This window comes from Paraburkholderia sp. BR14312 (assembly GCF_040948675.1).
GTDB lineage: Bacteria > Pseudomonadota > Gammaproteobacteria > Burkholderiales > Burkholderiaceae > Paraburkholderia > Paraburkholderia nodosa_A.
On record NZ_JBFPKI010000014.1, the window covers coordinates 1 to 17,609 of the forward strand.

Below are 17,609 nucleotides of genomic sequence, written 5' to 3' on the forward strand. Positions count from 1 at the left end.
ATGTTCGTGATGTCGCCTTGCAGGTTCGTGATGTCGGTCGTGTTCTGTGTCACGCGGGCATCCAGGTTCGTAATCGCCCCACCTACGCTGTTGTAGGTGTCTCCACCCACGTTATACGTCGGGTTCGAGATCGAGCCATCGCTGTTCACCGTCGAGCCGCCGCCGAACGAATCCGCCGTCGAACTGGCCAGGTTGTACAGCTGAGAGCCGTTCACCGCGTCGAAGCTCGTCGCCGAGACTGCGCCCGCCGCCACGTTGTGCAAGGCCACCGGCGTGGTCGCATCCGTGCCGCCCAGCGTCACCGAGTCGTGCGTCGACGTGTCGTACATCACCGCATCGGCCAGCTGGCCGTTGATGTTCGTGACGTCGCCCTGCAGGTTGCTGATGTCGGTTGTGTTCTGCGTGACCTGCTGGTTGGTCGCGAACAGTTCCGAGCCATTCACCGCGTCGGTCGACGCAGCCGTCAGTTGGCCTGCCGCGACGTTGGTGAGCGTGCGCTCCTTGCCCGCCGAGCCCACCGAGATCGTGCTCTTCGCGTTCGTGCCTGCGAACGAATAGCTATTGCCGCCGATCGTCACGCCCGCCGTGTTCACCACGGTCGCTGTGGTCGCACCACCGCCCAGCGCCACGTCGTTTGCATTGGTCGCGACGGCACTCCTGCCTATCGCCACCGAGCCATCACCGACTGTCGTGGAGTAGCTGCCGATGGCAACCGATTTGTCGCCAGTCGCAGTTGTCGACGCGCCCATCGCGACCGACGCATAGCCCAACGCCTTGTTGTAACTGCCCATTGCGGCAGAAAAATCCCCGCTTGCTACTGTCAGGTAACCCAGCGCGCTGCTGGCGGTGCCGGCTGCCGTTCCGAGCGAACCCACCACGGTTCCAAACGCGCCCGTAGCGGTGGCGCCGAAGCCAACCACACCCGCATTCTGGCCACTGGCAAGCGTGTATTGGCCGATTGCCATTGTTCCCGCGCCTGTTGCGCTGGCACTGGCGCCGATAGCAAGGTTGTACTCCCGCAGATGGCGACCATCCCCTGGAATCAAATACGTACTTGATGTGTCAGCCGCATAGGCGTTCGATCCAATCGCAAGGTTCGAGTCAATGCCACTGTCGTTCGGAGCGGTGTTGCCACTCCCGCCGGCGACATAGGCGTGCGCCTGACTGGCCACGCCCAGCACCGCGACGGCAATGACCATCGCCTTCACGTTGCCCTTGCCCTTGCGCTTGCCTTTTGCGTTTTCCGCCGCTGCAACCCAAGTTCTTGTGATCTCGTTCCAGACTGATTTGTATGTCCTGTTCATTCCTGGCCCTGGTGAATCGAGGGAGTACCGACCGAGTGATACCCGCAGGCGTCACAACCCGATGCGCGCGGCAATCTGTCGGCAATTTCCTTCTATAAAGAAAATCATCTGGCCCATTAAAGCCAACGATCTGCGTCGAACACACCATGGCTCGATAATTCCGACAACTGAGGGATTCCCTACAGCTTTATCGGACCAATATGCGATTACAGGAGCAACTTTACGAATTCGAAGTCACAGGGAGAATAAGAGAACTCTTAAAGCAAAAAGGTCGATGAAAAAGGGCCGAGGCACACAATCAGAAAAGGCAATAGCAACAGTTCGCAGGAGTCAGCGATGTTCTCAAAGGTCGAGATAAGAACCGCAGAGTCAGCAGGAAATTTCCATTTATTTTCGCCAATTACACGGAATCGAATTACAGAAAAACAGCCCTTGTCTTTATATGAAAAAAATCTCCTACGCCTTTTAAGAAATCCTACAAATCAATCCCAATTGCATCCGCAATTGTCAGGTATTTTTCAATAAATATTAAACTTCAGGCTATCCGCCGGGATTTATCGGATACCGGGGGCGCACGTGCTGAGCGACGCGGGTTTGCAGGTGCTCGACAATATCGCCGTGGCGAGCGGCATCAACGGTTACACACCTGCGGCAGGCCTGGAGGCGATCGAGTATCGCTTCACTGACGTGCTCGTGAAGCAGGCGTACAGCGGGCGTGTCGTAGCGGCCCGCATGCGCCGCGAGACAGCGGGCGCTATCTGACGGCGCCCGCGCGCGGGAAAAAGCTGAATTACGGGCCGCAGTGGCGGCGTGAGTGCGTCAGTGATTCAGAACGGCTTGATGACAGCCAGCGCCACCGCAGCCAGCATGCCGAGCACGGGAAGCTCGTTGAACATGCGATACCACTTGTCGGAGCGGCGGTTTTCGCCGCGCTCGAAGGTCTTGAGCAAACGTCCGCAGTACGCGTGATAGACGATGAGCAGCAACACCACGCCCACTTTCGCGTGGATCCAGCCCTGGCCGCGCCCAATGCCCACCACGAGCCACAGCCACAGTCCGCATAGCAGCGCGGGCACGGCGATCATCGTCATGAAGCGGTAGAGCTTGCGCGCCATGATGAGCAGACGCTTGACGGCCGCAGGCTCGGTTTCCATCGCGAGATTCACGAAGATGCGCGGCAGGTAGAACAGGCCCGCGAACCACGAGGCGATCAGCACGATGTGTAACGTCTTGACCCAGAGCATCGACATTATTTTTTCTTCTTCGTGAGCGATTGTGCAACGAGGCGGGGCGCTACGCCGTGCGCCGCCCCGTGCGATGCGTGACTATTGACGGCCTTCGCCGTGGCCGAGCACGACGTACTTCAACGAGGTCAGCCCTTCCAGGCCGACCGGGCCGCGCGCATGCAGCTTGTCGTTCGAAATGCCGATCTCCGCACCGAGGCCGAACTCGAAGCCGTCGGCGAAGCGCGTCGAGGCGTTCACCATCACGCTCGCCGAGTCGACTTCGCGCAGGAAGCGCATGGCGCGGTCGTGGTCTTCGGTGACGATCGCGTCGGTGTGGTGCGAGCCGTAGGCGTTGATGTGCTCGATCGCGTCGTCGAGCGTGTCGACCACCTTCACCGCCAGCACCGGCGCAAGATACTCGGTACGCCAGTCCTCTTCGGTCGCGTCCACGAGCGGACCTACGCCCGCGTCGGCGAGAATCGCGCGCGCCGCAGCATCCACGCGCAGTTCGACTTCCTTCTCGCGATACAGGCGGCCAAGCGGCGGCAGCACGTCGTGCGCAATGCCGCGCGCCACGAGCAGCGTCTCCATCGTGTTGCAGGTGCCGTAGCGGTGCGTCTTGGCGTTGTCGCACACGGTCAGCGCCTTCGCGAGATCGGCGCGGTCGTCCACGTACACATGGCAGATGCCGTCCAGGTGCTTGATCATCGGCACGCGCGCCTCTGCCATCAGGCGCTCGATCAGGCTCTTGCCGCCGCGCGGAACGATCACATCCACGAATTCCGTCATCGTGATGAGCTTGCCCACGGCCGCGCGGTCGGCAGTCTCGACCACTTGCACCGCATCCTGCGGCAATCCCGCCGCAGCCAGCCCTTCGCCGATCAGCTTCGCGAGCGCCGTATTGCATTCGAGCGCCTCGGAGCCGCCGCGCAGAATCGTCGCGTTGCCCGACTTCAGGCACAACGCGGCCGCGTCGATCGTCACGTTCGGCCGCGATTCGTAGATGATGCCGATCACGCCCAGCGGCACGCGCATCTGCCCCACCTGAATGCCGCTCGGGCGGAACTTGAGGTTGCTGATTTCGCCGATGGGGTCGGGCAGCGCCATCACCTGGCGCAGGCCTTCCACCATCGTCTTGAGCGCCTTGTCCGACAGCGCGAGGCGGTCGATGAACGCCGCGTCGTGGCCCTTTTCCTTCGCACGTGCGAGGTCGCGTGCGTTCGCATCCTTCAACTGCTGCGCGTCACGCTCGATGGCTTGCGCCACTGCTTCGAGCGCCGCGTTCTTCGCGGCCGTCGTGGCTCGTGCCATCGCGCGCGAAGCGTTGCGTGCGCGGCGGCCGAGGTCGGTCATGTACTGGTCGATATCCATAGTGTCTTTCGTCATGCGGCGCGTGAGGCGCAGTCAGATGAGCTGCCCAGGCGCGGTTCGATTCAAAGCGGTTCAGGCCGATTTTAAGGCCAGCCGCCAAGGTTTGCTGGACGTGGCCGGGCGGCCCGGCAGGTGCACCGGCCGCGCGGCGCGGCATGAGGCAGGCGCCGACGCGCCGGTTCAGGCAAGCGCGGAACGCTTTATCCCGGCCGGCGCGACGGCCCTGCGGTGCGCGGTCGGGCCGCGGCCGCTGCGGCGGCTGCCGCGGCTGGGCCAGCTGGCTGAGCACCCGGCTGCGCGCGTGGTGGCGCTCCAGCGGCGCGCGCCTGCGGTGCGCCTTCGCGTGGCGCGGCCACGGTCATGGCGAGTTCGAAAAGGCCGTCCCAGGCATCGGGTGGCAGCGCATTGCGCCAGTCCGCGCGCGATTGACCCGAAAGCCCCTTGACCTGGCGGTCGAGACGCGCCGCGAGCGCGAGACCGCGCTCCAGCGTCGCTTCGCTCAGGCGCGACAGCGCCGGCCCGATGAGCCGCTCGCGCGGCCCCCACACGCGATTCTCGCGCAGCAGCATGGCGAGCGGCTTGCCCGCCGCCACGCCGCGCTTGATGCGCAACAGCGTGCGGATTTCCTCGACCACGGCCCACAGCACCAGCACCGACGCCTCGCCTTCGCCCTGCAGCCCGTCGAGCATGCGCGCGAGACGGCCAACGTCGCCTGTGAGCATCGCTTCGTTGAGCTTGAATACGTCGTAGCGCGCGACGTTGAGCACGGCGTCGTGAATCTGCTCGAAGCTCAGCACGCCTTGCGGATAAAGCAGCCCAAGCTTCTGAATTTCCTGATGCGCCGCCAGCAGGTTGCCCTCCACACGCTCTGCCACGAATTGCAGCGCGCGCCGGCCGTCCTCGCCTGGCGCCACGCGCTGGCCTTGCAGCGCCAGACGCTGGCCGATCCAGTTCGGCAGTGCCGTGCGCTCGACGGGATCGATCTTCAGCGCGACGCCGCTGTCAGCCAGCGCCGTGAACCATGCAGACTTCTGCGTGGCGGCGTCTAGGCGCGGCAGCGTAACGAGCATCAGCACGTCGGGATTCGAGGCAGCGGCGAGCGTCTTGAGCGCGTCCGCGCCTTCCTTGCCGGGCTTGCCCGACGGAATACGCAACTCCACCAGCTGGCGGTCGCCAAATAGCGACATCGACTGGCTCGCGCCGAGGAGCGAGCTCCAGTCGAAGCCGCGCTCGACGGTGAACACCGAACGGTCGGTGAAGCCCGCCGCGCGCGCAGCCGCACGGATGCGGTCGCACGCCTCCTGGGCGAGCAGGTGTTCGTCGCCATAGACGACGTACAGGCCGGCCAGCCCTCGCGCGAGGTGCGGTTCGAGTGCGTCGGGTCGCAGTTGCATGGCGCTCGGTCGAAGGTCGCTCAGTAGATGGAAACCGCGCGCATTACAGCGGCGGCGGCGGCAGCGGTGCGCGCGGCGCGACACCCGGCACGACCTGATCGGGCGTCGGGTTGATCGTTCTGAGCACGGCAAGGCGCCGCATGAGCTGGTCGACGGCGTCGTTCTGCATGTCGGTGAACAGCAGATCGGCTTCCTGCGTCTTGGCGGTCGAGAACTGATCGCTGTACGTCATCGCGCGATTCAGCGAAATGGCGCTCGGCTGGATCAGCACGCTGCCATCCGGTCTGGTCAGCGTATAGTTCAGCGAATAGTTGACCTGATATTCCACGACTGCGCCGAGTGAATTGAGCGTGAGCGTGCTGAAGCTGCGCCCTTCGGATATGTGCAGCACGGCGTCGGCGTTGGCCACCGAGTCGACCACCACCGAATCGCTGCCGCCTTCGACCATACGCGAGAGGCGCCCGACGAGCGGCGGCGGCGCGCCGACGACCGCGAGGCGCTTGAAGGCGAAGTTCTCCTCGCCGCGCAGCTGGAAGCCGCACGCCGAGAGGGCCAGCGCGCTGCCCGCCACGAGCGGGAACAACCTGAGAAACGATCTGCGAATCACATGGACTCCCTGGGTTCGCGACAGAGTCGCCGGTGTCGGCTGAGCGGCGCCGCGCGGTGCTGCACGCGCTACGCCGCTCACATGGCCTTGGTTTGTCTCGTTAGACCACGACGTTCACGAGGCGGCCCGGCACGACGATGATCTTCTTCGGTGCACGGCCTTCCGCGAACTTGACGAACATCTCGTGCGCAAGTGCAGCCGCCTCGATCGCGTCCTTCGGTGCGTCCTTGGCCACCGTCACGGCGCCGCGCACCTTGCCGTTCACCTGCAGCACGAGTTCGATTTCGGCCTGCTCCAGCGCCTTTTCGTCGACCTTCGGCCACGGTGCATCGAGCAGCGTGCCGTATTCATCGCCGTAGCCGAGCGCCTTCCAGAGTTCGAAGGCGATGTGCGGCACGACCGGGTACAGCACGCGCAACAGCACGCCGAACGTTTCGCGCTGCACGCCCGCACCCGCACCCTTGGCGCCGTCGATGGCGTTGAGCATCTTCATCGCCGCCGATACGACGGTGTTGTACTGCAGGCGCTGGTAGTCGAAGTCGGCCTGCTTGAGCACGCTGTAGACTTCGCGGCGCAGCGCCTTTTCGACGTCCGTGAGCGCCGCCGCGTCGAACGAGGCACGCGACTGGATCGCTTCGGCGTTCGCGTGGCCAAAGGCCCACACGCGGCGCAGGAAGCGGCTCGCGCCTTCCACACCCGCGCCCGACCATTCGAGCTGCTGCTCGGGAGGCGCCGCGAACATCGTGAACAGACGCGCCGTGTCTGCGCCGTACTGGTCGATCAGCACCTGCGGGTCGACGCCGTTGTTCTTCGACTTCGACATCTTCTCCACGCCGCCCAGCACCACGGCCTGGCCGTCGCTGTTGAGCGTCGCGCCGATCGGGCGGCCCTTGTCGTCGTGCGTGACGGTCACGTCGGCCGGGTTGTACCAGGTCTTCTTGCCCGCAGCGTCTTCGCGATAGAACGTTTCGTTGAGCACCATGCCCTGCGTGAGCAGGTTCTTCGCCGGCTCGCCGAACTTCACGAGGCCGAGGTCGCGCGAGACCTTCGCCCAGAAGCGCGAGTACAAGAGGTGAAGGATCGCGTGCTCGATGCCGCCGATGTACTGGTCCATCGGCATCCAGTAGTCGGTGCGCTCGTCGACCATGTTCACGGCATCCGGCGCAGCGTAGCGGTAGAAGTACCACGACGAGTCGACGAAGGTGTCCATCGTGTCGGTTTCGCGCTTCGCGTCGGCGCCGCAGGTCGGACACTTGCAGTTCAGGAAGGCTTCCGACTTCGCGAGCGGGTTGCCCGTGCCGTCCGGCACGAGGTCTTCCGGCAGCACGACCGGCAGGTCCTTTTCGGGCACCGGCACGTCGCCGCAGCTCGGGCAGTGGATGATCGGGATCGGCGTGCCCCAGTAGCGCTGGCGCGAAATGCCCCAGTCGCGCAGGCGCCACGTGACCTGCTTGTCGCCGAGATCGAGCGCCTTGAGGTCGGCCGCGACGGCGTCCACGGCCGCCGTGTAGGCGAGGCCATCGTATTTCCCGCTGTTCACGCAAACGGCGCGTTCCTTGTCGCCGTACCATTCCTGCCAGCCGTCGAGCGAGTAGGTCTCGCCTTCTGCGGCGATGACCTGCTTGATCGGCAGGTTGTACTTCTGCGCGAACGCGAAATCGCGCTCGTCGTGGCCCGGCACGCCCATCACGGCGCCTTCGCCATAGCTCATAAGCACGTAGTTGCCGATCCACACCGGCACCTGCTCGTGCGTGAGCGGGTGCGTCACGGTAAAGCCCGTGGGCACGCCCTTCTTTTCCATCGTCGCGACGTCGGCTTCCGCCACGCCGCCGCGCTTGCATTCGTCGATGAACGCCTGCAACTCCGGCTTGCCTTGCGCGAGACGCGTGGCGAGCGGATGCTCGGCCGCGATCGCCGCAAAGGTCACGCCCATGATCGTGTCGGCGCGCGTGGTGAACACACGCAGCAGCTTCTTCTCGCCATCCAGCTCGTACGGGAAGCCGAAGTTCACACCGAAGCTCTTGCCGATCCAGTTCTGCTGCATGATCTTCACGCGCTCGGGCCAGCCGAGGCCGTCGAGGTCGTTCAGCAGTTCGTCGGCGTACTGCGTGATGCGCAGGTAGTACATCGGGATTTCGCGCTTTTCCACCAGCGCGCCCGAGCGCCAGCCGCGCCCGTCGATCACCTGCTCGTTGGCGAGCACCGTCTGATCGACCGGGTCCCAGTTCACCGTGCCGGTCTTCTTGTAGGCGATGCCCTTCTCGAGCATCTTCAGGAAGAACCACTGGTTCCACTTGTAGTAGTCGGGCTTGCAGGTGGCGATTTCACGCGACCAGTCGATGGCGAGACCCATCGACTGCATCTGGCCCTTCATGTATTCGATGTTGTCGTACGTCCACCTGGCCGGCGGCACGCTGTTGGCCATCGCGGCGTTTTCGGCGGGCATGCCGAACGCGTCCCAGCCCATCGGCATCAACGTGTTGTAGCCGTTCATGCGCAGGTAACGGTACATCACGTCGTTGATCGTGTAGTTCCGCACGTGGCCCATGTGCAGCTTGCCCGACGGATACGGCAGCATCGAGACGCAGTAGAACTTGGGCTTGTCGGTCTTCTCGGCCGTCCGGTAAGCGTCGGTGGCGCGCCATTCGCCTTGCGCGGCGGATTCGACGTCGGAGGGAACGTATTTTTCGAGCATGGTGTGGATGGTGAACGCTGGAAACGGGCCGTTTCGGTGCCGGATGCACCGGGCCGGCCGTTCACGATACCGGCAGATTGCGGCGGTTTCGCTGGGCCCGTTTTTAAAGGAAACGTTGATTATACCGTTGACTGGCGCGCGCTCAGCGGCGTGCGCAGTGGCGTCTTCAGTGAGCGCCGGCGGGCGGCTCGGTCACGAAGCCTAAGCGCGTGAGACCGGCCTGCTGCGCGGCACCCATCACCTGCGCGATCACGTCGTAGCGCGTCTCGCGCGCGGCGCGCAGTTGCAGCTCGGGCTGCTGCGACTCGGGCTCTTTGCCCGCTGCCGTGAAGCGCGCGCGCAGTTCGTCCAGCGTGATGGGCTGGGCGTTCCAGTAGAGCTTGCCGGCGGCGTCGATGGAAAGCGTGACGGTCTGCGCCGTTTGCTGCGCGGGCTCGGCGGCGACCTTCGGCAAATCGAGCCGGATCGCGTGTGAGAAGAGCGGCGCCGTGATGATGAAGATGACGAGCAGCACGAGCATGACGTCGATGAGCGGCGTCATGTTGATTTCCGACATCGGTGCCGTATCGCGCTTCTTTTCGAGTCCGCCGAATGCCATACGCGTTGCCTCCTACGACTCGGCGCGCGCGCCTTCGCGCATCGCGCCGTGCGCACCTTCGCGGCGCAGCGGCGCGCCTTCGGGCGCACAGGCATAGGCGTGCAGATCGTGGGCGAAGCCGTCGAGATCGTCGCAGAGCTGGCGCACGAGGCGACCCAGCACGTTGTAGGCGAGCACCGCAGGAATCGCGACGACGAGACCGAAGGCCGTCATGATGAGCGCCTCGCCCACCGGGCCGGCCACGTTCTCGATCATCGCCTGGCCGCTCGCGGCAATGCTGCCGAGCGCGTGGTAGATGCCCCAGACGGTGCCGAGCAGACCGACGAACGGCGCCGTGCTGCCCACCGAGGCGAGCAGGACCTGGCCGAATTCGAGGCGCCGCTGCGACGCCTGCAGCGCACCGCGCAGCGCCCGCAGGACGCGCTCGCCGCGATCCGCGCGCGCGAGCATCACGCCGGGCGCGTCGGCTTCCTCGGCGGCGAGCGCCGCCTGAGCCAGCGGCAGGAACACGCGCTCGCGGTCGACCGGACGCATGGCGGCAACGCCGTCCGCGAGCGTGCGCGCCTGCCAGAAGCGCGCAATGGCGCGTGGCCCCTGGCGCTTCGCGCGCAGCAGGATCCAGCTCTTGATGATGAGGAAACACCAGCTCGCGACCGACATGGCGAGCAATACCCACGCAACCGCGTGGGTGACCGCGTCGCCCGTCTGCAGATAGTGAATGACTCCGGAACTCGCTGCCATCGGACCTCGCTCACTGTCGGTCCGGCGCAGGCGCCGGACCGTAGGGGAAACGCTCAGCGCAGGCCGAGCACGTCCTGCATATCGTACAGGCCATGGGCCTTGTCCTGCAGAAAGCGCGCGGCGCGCACGCTGCCCTGCGCATAGGACAGGCGGCTCGAGGACTTGTGCGTAATCTCGATGCGCTCGCCAATGCCCGCGAACAGTACCGTATGATCGCCGACGATGTCGCCGCCGCGAATCGCCGAAAACCCGATCGTCGAGGGGTCGCGCTCGCCCGTGACGCCTTCGCGGCCATACACGGCGCATTCGTCGAGATTGCGACCGAGTGCGTGCGCCACGGCCTCGCCCATCGCAAGCGCGGTGCCCGAGGGCGCATCGACCTTGTGGCGATGGTGCGCCTCGATGATCTCGATGTCGTACCCGGTCTCGAAAAAGCGCGCCGCATATTCGAGCAGCTTGAGCGTGACGTTCACGCCCACGCTCATGTTGGCCGCGAACACGATGCCGACCTTTTGCGCGGCCGCGCCGAGTTGCGCCTTTTGCTGGGCGTCGAAGCCGGTCGTGCCGATCACCATCTTCACGCCGTGGCGCTGCGCCGCCTCGAGGTGCACGAGGGTGCCTTCGGGGCGCGTGAAGTCGATCAGGCAGTCGCTTTGCGCGAAGACCTGCTCGATGTCGTCGGTGATGCGCACGCCGGTGTCCTTGCCGAGGAACGCGCCGGCGTCCTGGCCGACGGCGGCCGAGCCCTTGCGCACGAGCGCGCCGGAGAGCGTGACATCGGGCGAATTCAGGACGGTTTCGATGAGCATGCGGCCCATGCGGCCCGATGCCCCCGCGATTGCGATTTTCATGAGTCTTCCTGCCATTGTGTCGCGGGCCGCGGTGCCGGGTGCTACCAGGCGCCACGCAGCGCCGCCGCCAAAAAACGCGGCGGCCGGTGGTGGTGACACCCCGGCCGCCGGATCGAGGCGTGGCGCGCCTCGCGCACCACGCCCTGCTTGTGTTACCGGCTGGGTCAGCCGGGTCAGTTGCTCGGAGCCGCAGCAGCCCCCGAGGCCGGCACCGTGGGTGGCGCGGCGAGCGACGAATCCCGTGCGGGGCCTGACGGCGCCGCATTGGTATCGCCTGTGCCTTGCGCGCCGGCGGTCGGGCCAACCGGGTTGCTCGGCGGCACGCCCTGGATTTGCGGCTGCGGCTGACGATGCAGCTGAACCTGCGAGGGCATCGTGCCGACGTTCTGCGGCAGCGCCGACGACTGCGGATTGCCCGCGCGCACCGACGGCGTGAAGCCCGACGGGGTTTGCACGGCTTCCGTGGCGCGGTTCGCGGCGGCGGCCGCCTGTGCGTTGGCGTCCTGCGGCAGTGCGTTGGTCGCGGTGCCGAGTTCGGACGACGGCGTGCGCGCCGTGTCGCCAACCGTCGGGCCGGTCGCGCTCGAAGCCTGCGCGGGCGCGCCTGCTGCAGCCGCCACCGGCGCCGAAGCGCCCGAGGCCGGCGCGGCCGCGACGGCCTTCTTGCCGGTGCGGTCGCCGTCGATTTCGGCGAGCAATTCGAGGTTCGAGGGCAGGTCTTCGCCACCCGACCAGCTCGCTACGCGGTCGCCTTCGAACAGCACGACGAAGTCACGCTGCTGGACCACGGCGGTCGAGCCGCGCTTGAAATAGAAGATGTAGTCCCAGCGGTTCGCATGGAACATGTCGGTGAGGAGCGGCGTGCCGAGCAGCTGCTTGACCTCGGCGCGCGACATGCCCACCTTCATCTGCGCTGCGGCTTCCGCCGAGACAAAATTGCCTTGCACGATGGTAATGCGGTAAGGCGTAATGCTCTGGGCGACGCGCTGCGTCACGCTGTCGTATGTTTTACAGCCGGCGAGCGCCGCGAACGCGGCCGCAGCCAGCAGGGTGCACGCCAGGCGGCCGCCGTGCATGCGCCGGCCGATCGTTGTGAATTCTGGAATCATTTCCCTCACCGTGCGGGCTTTTCGCGAAGCCGCGCGTATTCTGTAGAAGATCGTTCGAAGTTCTGGCGAAAATGCCCGGAACGGCAAAAACGCATTAACATAACAACCTAGCATTGTACTCCAGGGACTTATCGTCATGACCAATCCAACCGATCTCAAGAACATCGGCCTCAAGGCGACGCTGCCTCGCCTCAAGATCCTGGAGATTTTTCAGCACAGCCCCGTGCGCCATCTGACCGCCGAAGACGTCTACCGGAACCTGCTGAACGAGGAGCTCGACATCGGCCTCGCCACGGTCTACCGGGTTCTCACCCAGTTCGAGCAGGCCGGGTTGCTCACGCGCAGCAACTTCGAATCGGGCAAGGCGGTGTTCGAGCTGAACGAGGGTAGTCACCACGACCACCTCGTGTGCCTCGACTGCGGCATCGTTGAAGAATTCTTCGACCCCGAAATCGAAAAGCGCCAGCAAATGATCGCCACGGAGCGCGGCTTCAAGCTCCAGGAGCACGCCCTCGCGCTCTACGGCGCATGCACGAAGGAAAACTGCCCGCACCGCAAGCACTGACCGCCGCTTGCGGCTTGCGGGCTGCAGAAAAGGAAACGCCACGGCAGATCTGCCGTGGCGTTTTCGTTTGGGGAGCCGGTATTGGCGAAAAACGGGCCGGACCTCAGGCGGGCACGAGCGGCGTGTCGGCTTGCGCGAGCCGCCAAGGCCGCGCGAGCGCGATCTCGTCGCAGTTCGGCTGCGTGCCGCCGCGATCGATCACGACGAAGTCACTCACGCGCCCGAACGCGAGCAACGGGTGATGCCAGACGCCTTTGGCGTAGTTGACGCCCTGCCCGCGCCCGGCCCAGAACGCCCGCAAGCCGGCCGGATCGAACTCGCCCGCGGGCGCGACCACCACCGCGTAGTCCGCTTCGCCGAGCGGCACGAACGCCTGGCTGCCTAGCGGATGCCGCTCCATCATCGCAATCTCGACGGGCCACGTACGCGGCTGGGCGCGAAACACGCTGACGATGGGCCGGCCGCCCGCCTCGTTCACGTCGATGGCGGCGAGATCGTGAAAGCGCTCGGTCGTGCCGCCGTTGATCGGAAAATGACGCGCGCCTTCGAGTTCGATGACGTCGCCGAACGGCGCGAACGCCTGTCGCGTCAAGGGTTCCATGTGCAGGATCTGCATCGCGGCTCCTCGCTTAAGCCAGTTCGCCCCACAAGCGCAGGCGCGAGACGCCGCCGTCCGGGAAGATGTTGAAACGCACGTGCGTGACCGGGCCGAGCGCCGCGATCCTGCTCTCGAACACGTGCTGCTTGTCCATTTCGAGCTTCTGCTCGGCGAGCAGTTCCGGCCAGAACATCGCCTGGGTGACGAGCGAGTCGTCGGTACCGCCCGTCACGGTCGCCGCCTGCAGCGAGCAGCGGTCCGGGTAGTTGCCCTTGAAGTGCGCCGTGTCCACTTCGACCTTGCGGATGATGCCGGGCCGCGCGAGCGCCACGATCGCCCAGTCGTTGCCCGGCTCCCGGCGGCGGCGCGTTTCCCAGCCGTCGCCCATGTTCACGCCGCGGCCGGGCATCAGGATCGTGGAAGCGAGCCCGAAGTGCTGGTTGTTGGCCGCGACCAGATAAGCGCCGTTTTCGATCGCCGCGAGATCGATGAGGCTGCCGCGCTCCACCGTGTTCCAGTCGCGCCGGGGCTGACCGTACACGCGCAGACGCGCGAGGCCGCCGTCGGGATAGAGATTCACGCGCAAATGCGTGAACGCGCGCGTATCGCTCACTTCGACATAGTGGTGCTGGTTGCCCTGCAAGCTCGTCGCCGGGACGATGGTCTGCCAGTCGGCGTTGTCACTGGGGGTTTCGTCGTCGCCCAACTGCGCGTAGCACGCCTCGATCGAAGCCGCCGGCGGGAAGTTGCCCGTGAAGTGGCTCGTGTCGAGATCGAGGCCGTAAATCACGCCCGGGCGCGCGAGGCGCACGATGCAGAAGTCGTGGCCCGTCGTGCGCTTGCGGCGCGTTTCCCAGCCGTCCATCCACTTGCCGTGGTCGTCGTACTTGCCGGGGATGAAGACCGCCGGCTGCGGATCGAGCATGCGCTCCTTCGGCGCGAAGAACTCGTCGCTCGCGTGGAGCGCGCGGGCGCCCAGACGCGGATCGGCGAGGTTCATGTAGCGGCGCGTGAAGGCGGGGGCATTGGGGTCGAGAGTCGGAATGGCCATGATGGTGTCGTTCGCTTGGGTTGTTCAGTTGATCGAAGGAAAACGAATGCCGAGTGATGGTCAGGCGTGCGCGTGCTTGCCGCCGAGCGCACCGTCTTCGCCAAGCGCCGTATCTGCGTCGCTGTCGCCTGCCGGCACGTAGAGAAAGCCTTCGTCGAGGTTCAGCACACGCCTGGCGCGCGCCTTGTCGATGTCGTGCTCCCACACTGCGACCACCACCGTCGCGACGCAGTTGCCGATCAGGTTGGTGAGCGCGCGAGCGATGCCGACGAACCAGTCCACCGGCAGGATCAGCACCAGGCCGAGCACGGGAATCGCGGGAATGGCGGAGAGCGTGGCGGCGAGAATCACGATCGCCGAGCCGGGAATGCCGTGCGCGCCCTTCGAAGTGATGAGCGACACCAGCACGACCACGACGAGGTCGTGCATCGACAGCGGCGTGTTGGTTGCCTGCGCGATGAAGATCACGGCGAGCGTGAGGTAGATCGAAAAGCCGTCGAGATTGAACGAGTAGCCCGTCGGGATAACGAGACCCACCGTGGAATCCTTCACGCCCATCCATTCGAGCTTGCGCATGATCTGCGGCAGCACGGCGTCGGACGAAGCGGTGCCGAGCACGATCGAGAGTTCTTCGCGCAGGTAGCGGATCAGCTTGAACACGTTGAAGCCCGCCAGCCGCATGACAATGCCGAGCACGACCGCAACGAACACGACGCAGCTCGCGTAGAACACGATCACGAGCAGCCCGAGTTGCTTGAGCGAAGCGACGCCGTAGGTGCCGGTCGTGAACGCGATCGCGCCGAGCACGCCGAGCGGCGCGAGCTTGATGATGAAGCCCATCACGCGGAAGAAAACCTGCGAGAGTTCGTCGATGAGGCTGTTCACGCGCTGCGCCTTCGGGCCGAGCAGCGAGAGCGCGCTGCCGAACAACACCGAGAAAACGAGGATTTGCAGGATGTCGCCCTTCGCGAAGGCGTCGAAGGCGGTGTCGGGAATGATCTTCAGCAGGAAGCCCGCGGTGTCCTGCAGGCTCCTGGCGTGTTCCGTGTAGGTCGCAAGCGAGGCCGCATCGAGCGAGTGCAGATCGACGTTCATGCCCGCGCCCGGACGCGTGACATACGCGAGCACGGCGCCGATCACGAGTGCGACGGAGGTCATCGCCTCGAAGTACACCACCGACTTCAGGCCGACGCGGCCCACCTTCTTCAGGTCGCCCGCGTGTGCCATGCCGCTCACGACCACGCAGAACACGATCGGCCCGATCACCATCTTGATGAGCTTGAGAAAGCCGTCGCCGAACGGGCGCAGCGATTGAGCGAAATGCGGAAACACCGCGCCTACGACGATGCCTAGTACGAGGGCGATCACTACGCGGCCAAACAGCGAATTGAAGAACTTCGTCACGACTGTCTCCTACTGAGCAGGGGTGGAGCAAGCAACTGTTCTGACTGGTCTGACCAGCACTGTTATGGCGGATAGTAGGAAGCCGATATACCGGAGTCAAGGTTGGCAAGCGCGGTGTTTACCCTTGCGCGGTCTGACCAGTTTGCGGGCCGGAGCGCCACGCCTTGTCCCACGGCGCACGGGCGTTGACGCGATGCACCATGCGGGTGCTCCGGACGGGACTACAATACCGGTCAGACCACGCGAAAGCTGCCCGCGCCATCCGATGAAGAACGTTCCGCACACCGTCACCGACGCCGCCATCGCCACGATCCGCGAACGGATCGAGGGCGGCCTGTATCCGGTCGGCAGCCTGCTGCCCGCGCAGCGGCAGCTTTCCGAGGAACTGGCGATCAGCCGCGCATCGTTGCGCGAAGCGCTATCGACGCTCGAAGCGCTCGGCATGCTGTCGATCCGCGCGGGCAAGGGTGTGTATGTGACGAGCGCGCAGGCCACCAACGCTCACCCGTGGCGCTTCGCCGATCAGTCGTCGCTGCCCGACACCTACCAGATGCGCTATGCGCTCGAAGGCTTCGCCGCGCGCATGGCGGCGCTCGCCATCGGCGATGCCGACGTGGCGTGGCTCGAAGCGAACACCGAGGCGCTGCACAGCGCCCTCGCCTGCGACGAACTCGACGAAGCCGCGCAGCTCGACTTCGAGTTCCACATGCGTATCGTGAATCTCGCGGGCAATGCGGCGATCGAATCGATCCTGCGCAGCAGCGCCGACATCATGAAAGAGAGCCAGCGCATGCCGTTCTACCGGCGCGAGCGCGTGCTCTCCACGCATCGCGAACACGGCCTGATCGTGGTGGCGCTGAAGGCGCGCGACTCGGCGGCGGCCGGCGAGGCGATCGAGGCGCACATCGCCAATGCGGCACAGCGCGCGGGCGTGTACTTCCCCACGCCGCCCGCGTTCGCTGCCGCCTCCCAGAGCGCCATCGAAAAATAAGGACGAAAAAAAACCGCCCGATGGGCGGTTTTTCAAGCAGCGCAGAGCGTGCTTACTTCGCGTTCGCGAGCGCCACAGCCGTGTCCAGCATGCGGTTCGAGAAGCCCCACTCGTTGTCGTACCAGCTCGACACCTTCACGAGACGGCCCGAGACCTTCGTGAGCGTGGCGTCGAACGTCGACGACGCCGGGTTGTGGTTGAAGTCGATCGACACCAGCGGCGCGTCGTTGTAGCCCAGGATGCCCTTGAGCGCGCCTTCCGACGCTTCCTTCATGATGGCGTTGACTTCTTCGACCGTCGTGTCGCGCTTGGCGATGAACGACAGGTCGACGATCGAGACGTTGATGGTCGGGACGCGGATCGCGTAGCCGTCCAGCTTGCCGTTCAGTTCCGGCAGCACGAGGCCGACAGCCGAAGCCGCGCCCGTCTTCGTCGGGATCTGGCTGTGCGTGGCCGAGCGCGCGCGGCGCAGGTCTTCGTGGTACACGTCGGTCAGAACCTGGTCGTTCGTGTACGCGTGGATCGTCGTCATCAGGCCGGTTTCGAGGCCGATCTTGTCGTTCAGCGGCTTGACGAGCGGTGCCAGGCAGTTGGTCGTGCACGATGCGTTCGAGATGACCGTGTGTTCGGCCTTCAGCACGTTGTGGTTCACGCCGTAGACGATGGTCGCGTCGACGTCCTTACCGCCCGGCGCCGAGATGATCACCTTCTTCGCGCCGCCCTTCAGGTGCGCGCTGGCCTTTTCCTTGGTCGTGAAGAAGCCCGTGCACTCCATCACGACGTCGACGCCCAGCTCGCCCCACGGCAGTTCGGCCGGGTTGCGGTTGGCCAGCACGCGGATACGGTCACCGTTGACGACGAGGTAGTCGCCGTCGACCTTCACTTCACCCGGGAACTTGCCGTGTGCCGTGTCGTACTGCGTCAGATGCGCATTGGTCTTCGCGTCACCCAGGTCGTTGATCGCAACGATCTGGATGTCGTGCTTCTTGCCGTTCTCGTAGAACGCGCGAAGCGTGTTACGGCCGATGCGGCCGTAGCCATTGATAGCGACGCGAATGGTCATGGTTTATCTCCTAAGGGCTGAAAAATTCTGAAACCAGTGCT

17 protein-coding genes are annotated in these 17,609 nt (G+C 65.1%); 3 read left to right on the forward strand and 14 right to left on the reverse strand.

Annotation, left to right across the window (positions count from 1 at the left end; all coding sequences use genetic code 11):
* Positions 1-1,304: ESPR-type extended signal peptide-containing protein (locus AB3X98_RS32745; RefSeq protein ID WP_368610372.1), on the reverse strand; the 1,304-nt coding region annotated here is incomplete at its 3' end.
* Positions 1,305-1,880: 576 nt separating this feature from the next.
* Here AB3X98_RS32745 and AB3X98_RS32750 point away from each other — a divergent pair.
* Positions 1,881-2,066: a hypothetical protein gene (locus AB3X98_RS32750; protein WP_368605680.1), complete on the forward strand. Its 186-nt coding sequence runs from the start codon at positions 1,881-1,883 to the stop codon at positions 2,064-2,066.
* A 65-nt stretch (positions 2,067-2,131) separates the two neighbouring features.
* On the opposite strand, the gene AB3X98_RS32755 is transcribed toward AB3X98_RS32750, so the two are convergent.
* The 9 genes from AB3X98_RS32755 to AB3X98_RS32795 form a co-directional block, all read right to left on the reverse strand.
* On the reverse strand, positions 2,132-2,554 hold the full coding sequence (locus AB3X98_RS32755) for a CopD family protein (RefSeq protein WP_368605681.1): 423 nt from the start codon (positions 2,552-2,554) through the stop codon (positions 2,132-2,134).
* Positions 2,555-2,629: 75 nt separating this feature from the next.
* Positions 2,630-3,901, reverse strand: coding sequence for a glutamate-5-semialdehyde dehydrogenase (locus AB3X98_RS32760; RefSeq protein ID WP_368605702.1), 1,272 nt, complete (start codon positions 3,899-3,901; stop codon positions 2,630-2,632).
* Between the two features lie 200 nt (positions 3,902-4,101).
* Entirely contained in the window at positions 4,102-5,295 is a 1,194-nt protein-coding gene (gene holA / locus AB3X98_RS32765; RefSeq protein WP_368605682.1) for a DNA polymerase III subunit delta, read from the reverse strand.
* A gap of 43 nt (positions 5,296-5,338) precedes the next feature.
* A complete protein-coding gene (lptE, locus tag AB3X98_RS32770) occupies positions 5,339-5,902 on the reverse strand; it encodes an LPS assembly lipoprotein LptE (protein WP_069268423.1) in 564 nt (187 codons plus the stop codon).
* 100 nt (positions 5,903-6,002) lie between these two features.
* Entirely contained in the window at positions 6,003-8,597 is a 2,595-nt protein-coding gene (gene leuS / locus AB3X98_RS32775; RefSeq protein WP_069268422.1) for a leucine--tRNA ligase, read from the reverse strand.
* Between the two features lie 166 nt (positions 8,598-8,763).
* Positions 8,764-9,195, reverse strand: coding sequence for a biopolymer transporter ExbD (locus AB3X98_RS32780; RefSeq protein ID WP_342950335.1), 432 nt, complete (start codon positions 9,193-9,195; stop codon positions 8,764-8,766).
* 12 nt (positions 9,196-9,207) lie between these two features.
* Complete coding sequence (locus AB3X98_RS32785; protein WP_368605683.1) at positions 9,208-9,936, reverse strand: MotA/TolQ/ExbB proton channel family protein; 729 nt, start codon at positions 9,934-9,936, stop codon at positions 9,208-9,210.
* 53 nt (positions 9,937-9,989) lie between these two features.
* Complete coding sequence (dapB, locus tag AB3X98_RS32790) at positions 9,990-10,787, reverse strand: 4-hydroxy-tetrahydrodipicolinate reductase (protein WP_110385363.1); 798 nt, start codon at positions 10,785-10,787, stop codon at positions 9,990-9,992.
* Between the two features lie 173 nt (positions 10,788-10,960).
* Complete coding sequence (locus tag AB3X98_RS32795; RefSeq protein WP_342950334.1) at positions 10,961-11,896, reverse strand: outer membrane protein assembly factor BamE; 936 nt, start codon at positions 11,894-11,896, stop codon at positions 10,961-10,963.
* Between the two features lie 136 nt (positions 11,897-12,032).
* On the opposite strand from AB3X98_RS32795, the gene fur reads away from it, so the two are divergent.
* The gene (gene fur, locus AB3X98_RS32800; protein WP_069268417.1) at positions 12,033-12,461 is read left to right on the forward strand and encodes a ferric iron uptake transcriptional regulator; all 429 of its coding nucleotides are present in this window, start codon (positions 12,033-12,035) and stop codon (positions 12,459-12,461) included.
* A gap of 103 nt (positions 12,462-12,564) precedes the next feature.
* Here fur and AB3X98_RS32805 read toward each other — a convergent pair whose 3' ends face one another.
* Genes AB3X98_RS32805 through AB3X98_RS32815 form a run of 3 tightly spaced genes read right to left on the reverse strand, consistent with a single transcriptional unit; the run spans position 12,565 to position 15,514 of the window.
* Entirely contained in the window at positions 12,565-13,077 is a 513-nt protein-coding gene (locus AB3X98_RS32805; RefSeq protein WP_368605684.1) for an ureidoglycolate lyase, read from the reverse strand.
* A 13-nt stretch (positions 13,078-13,090) separates the two neighbouring features.
* Positions 13,091-14,110 (reverse strand): allantoicase, encoded by a 1,020-nt coding sequence (gene alc, locus AB3X98_RS32810; protein ID WP_368605685.1) that lies wholly within the window; start codon positions 14,108-14,110, stop codon positions 13,091-13,093.
* 60 nt (positions 14,111-14,170) lie between these two features.
* A complete protein-coding gene (locus tag AB3X98_RS32815; protein WP_368605686.1) occupies positions 14,171-15,514 on the reverse strand; it encodes a C4-dicarboxylate transporter DctA in 1,344 nt (447 codons plus the stop codon).
* Between the two features lie 265 nt (positions 15,515-15,779).
* On the opposite strand from AB3X98_RS32815, the gene AB3X98_RS32820 reads away from it, so the two are divergent.
* Positions 15,780-16,505, forward strand: coding sequence for a FadR/GntR family transcriptional regulator (locus AB3X98_RS32820; RefSeq protein ID WP_069268413.1), 726 nt, complete (start codon positions 15,780-15,782; stop codon positions 16,503-16,505).
* Between the two features lie 52 nt (positions 16,506-16,557).
* Here AB3X98_RS32820 and gap read toward each other — a convergent pair whose 3' ends face one another.
* Positions 16,558-17,568: a type I glyceraldehyde-3-phosphate dehydrogenase gene (gap, locus tag AB3X98_RS32825; RefSeq protein ID WP_069269122.1), complete on the reverse strand. Its 1,011-nt coding sequence runs from the start codon at positions 17,566-17,568 to the stop codon at positions 16,558-16,560.
* Positions 17,569-17,609: the final 41 nt, after the last annotated feature.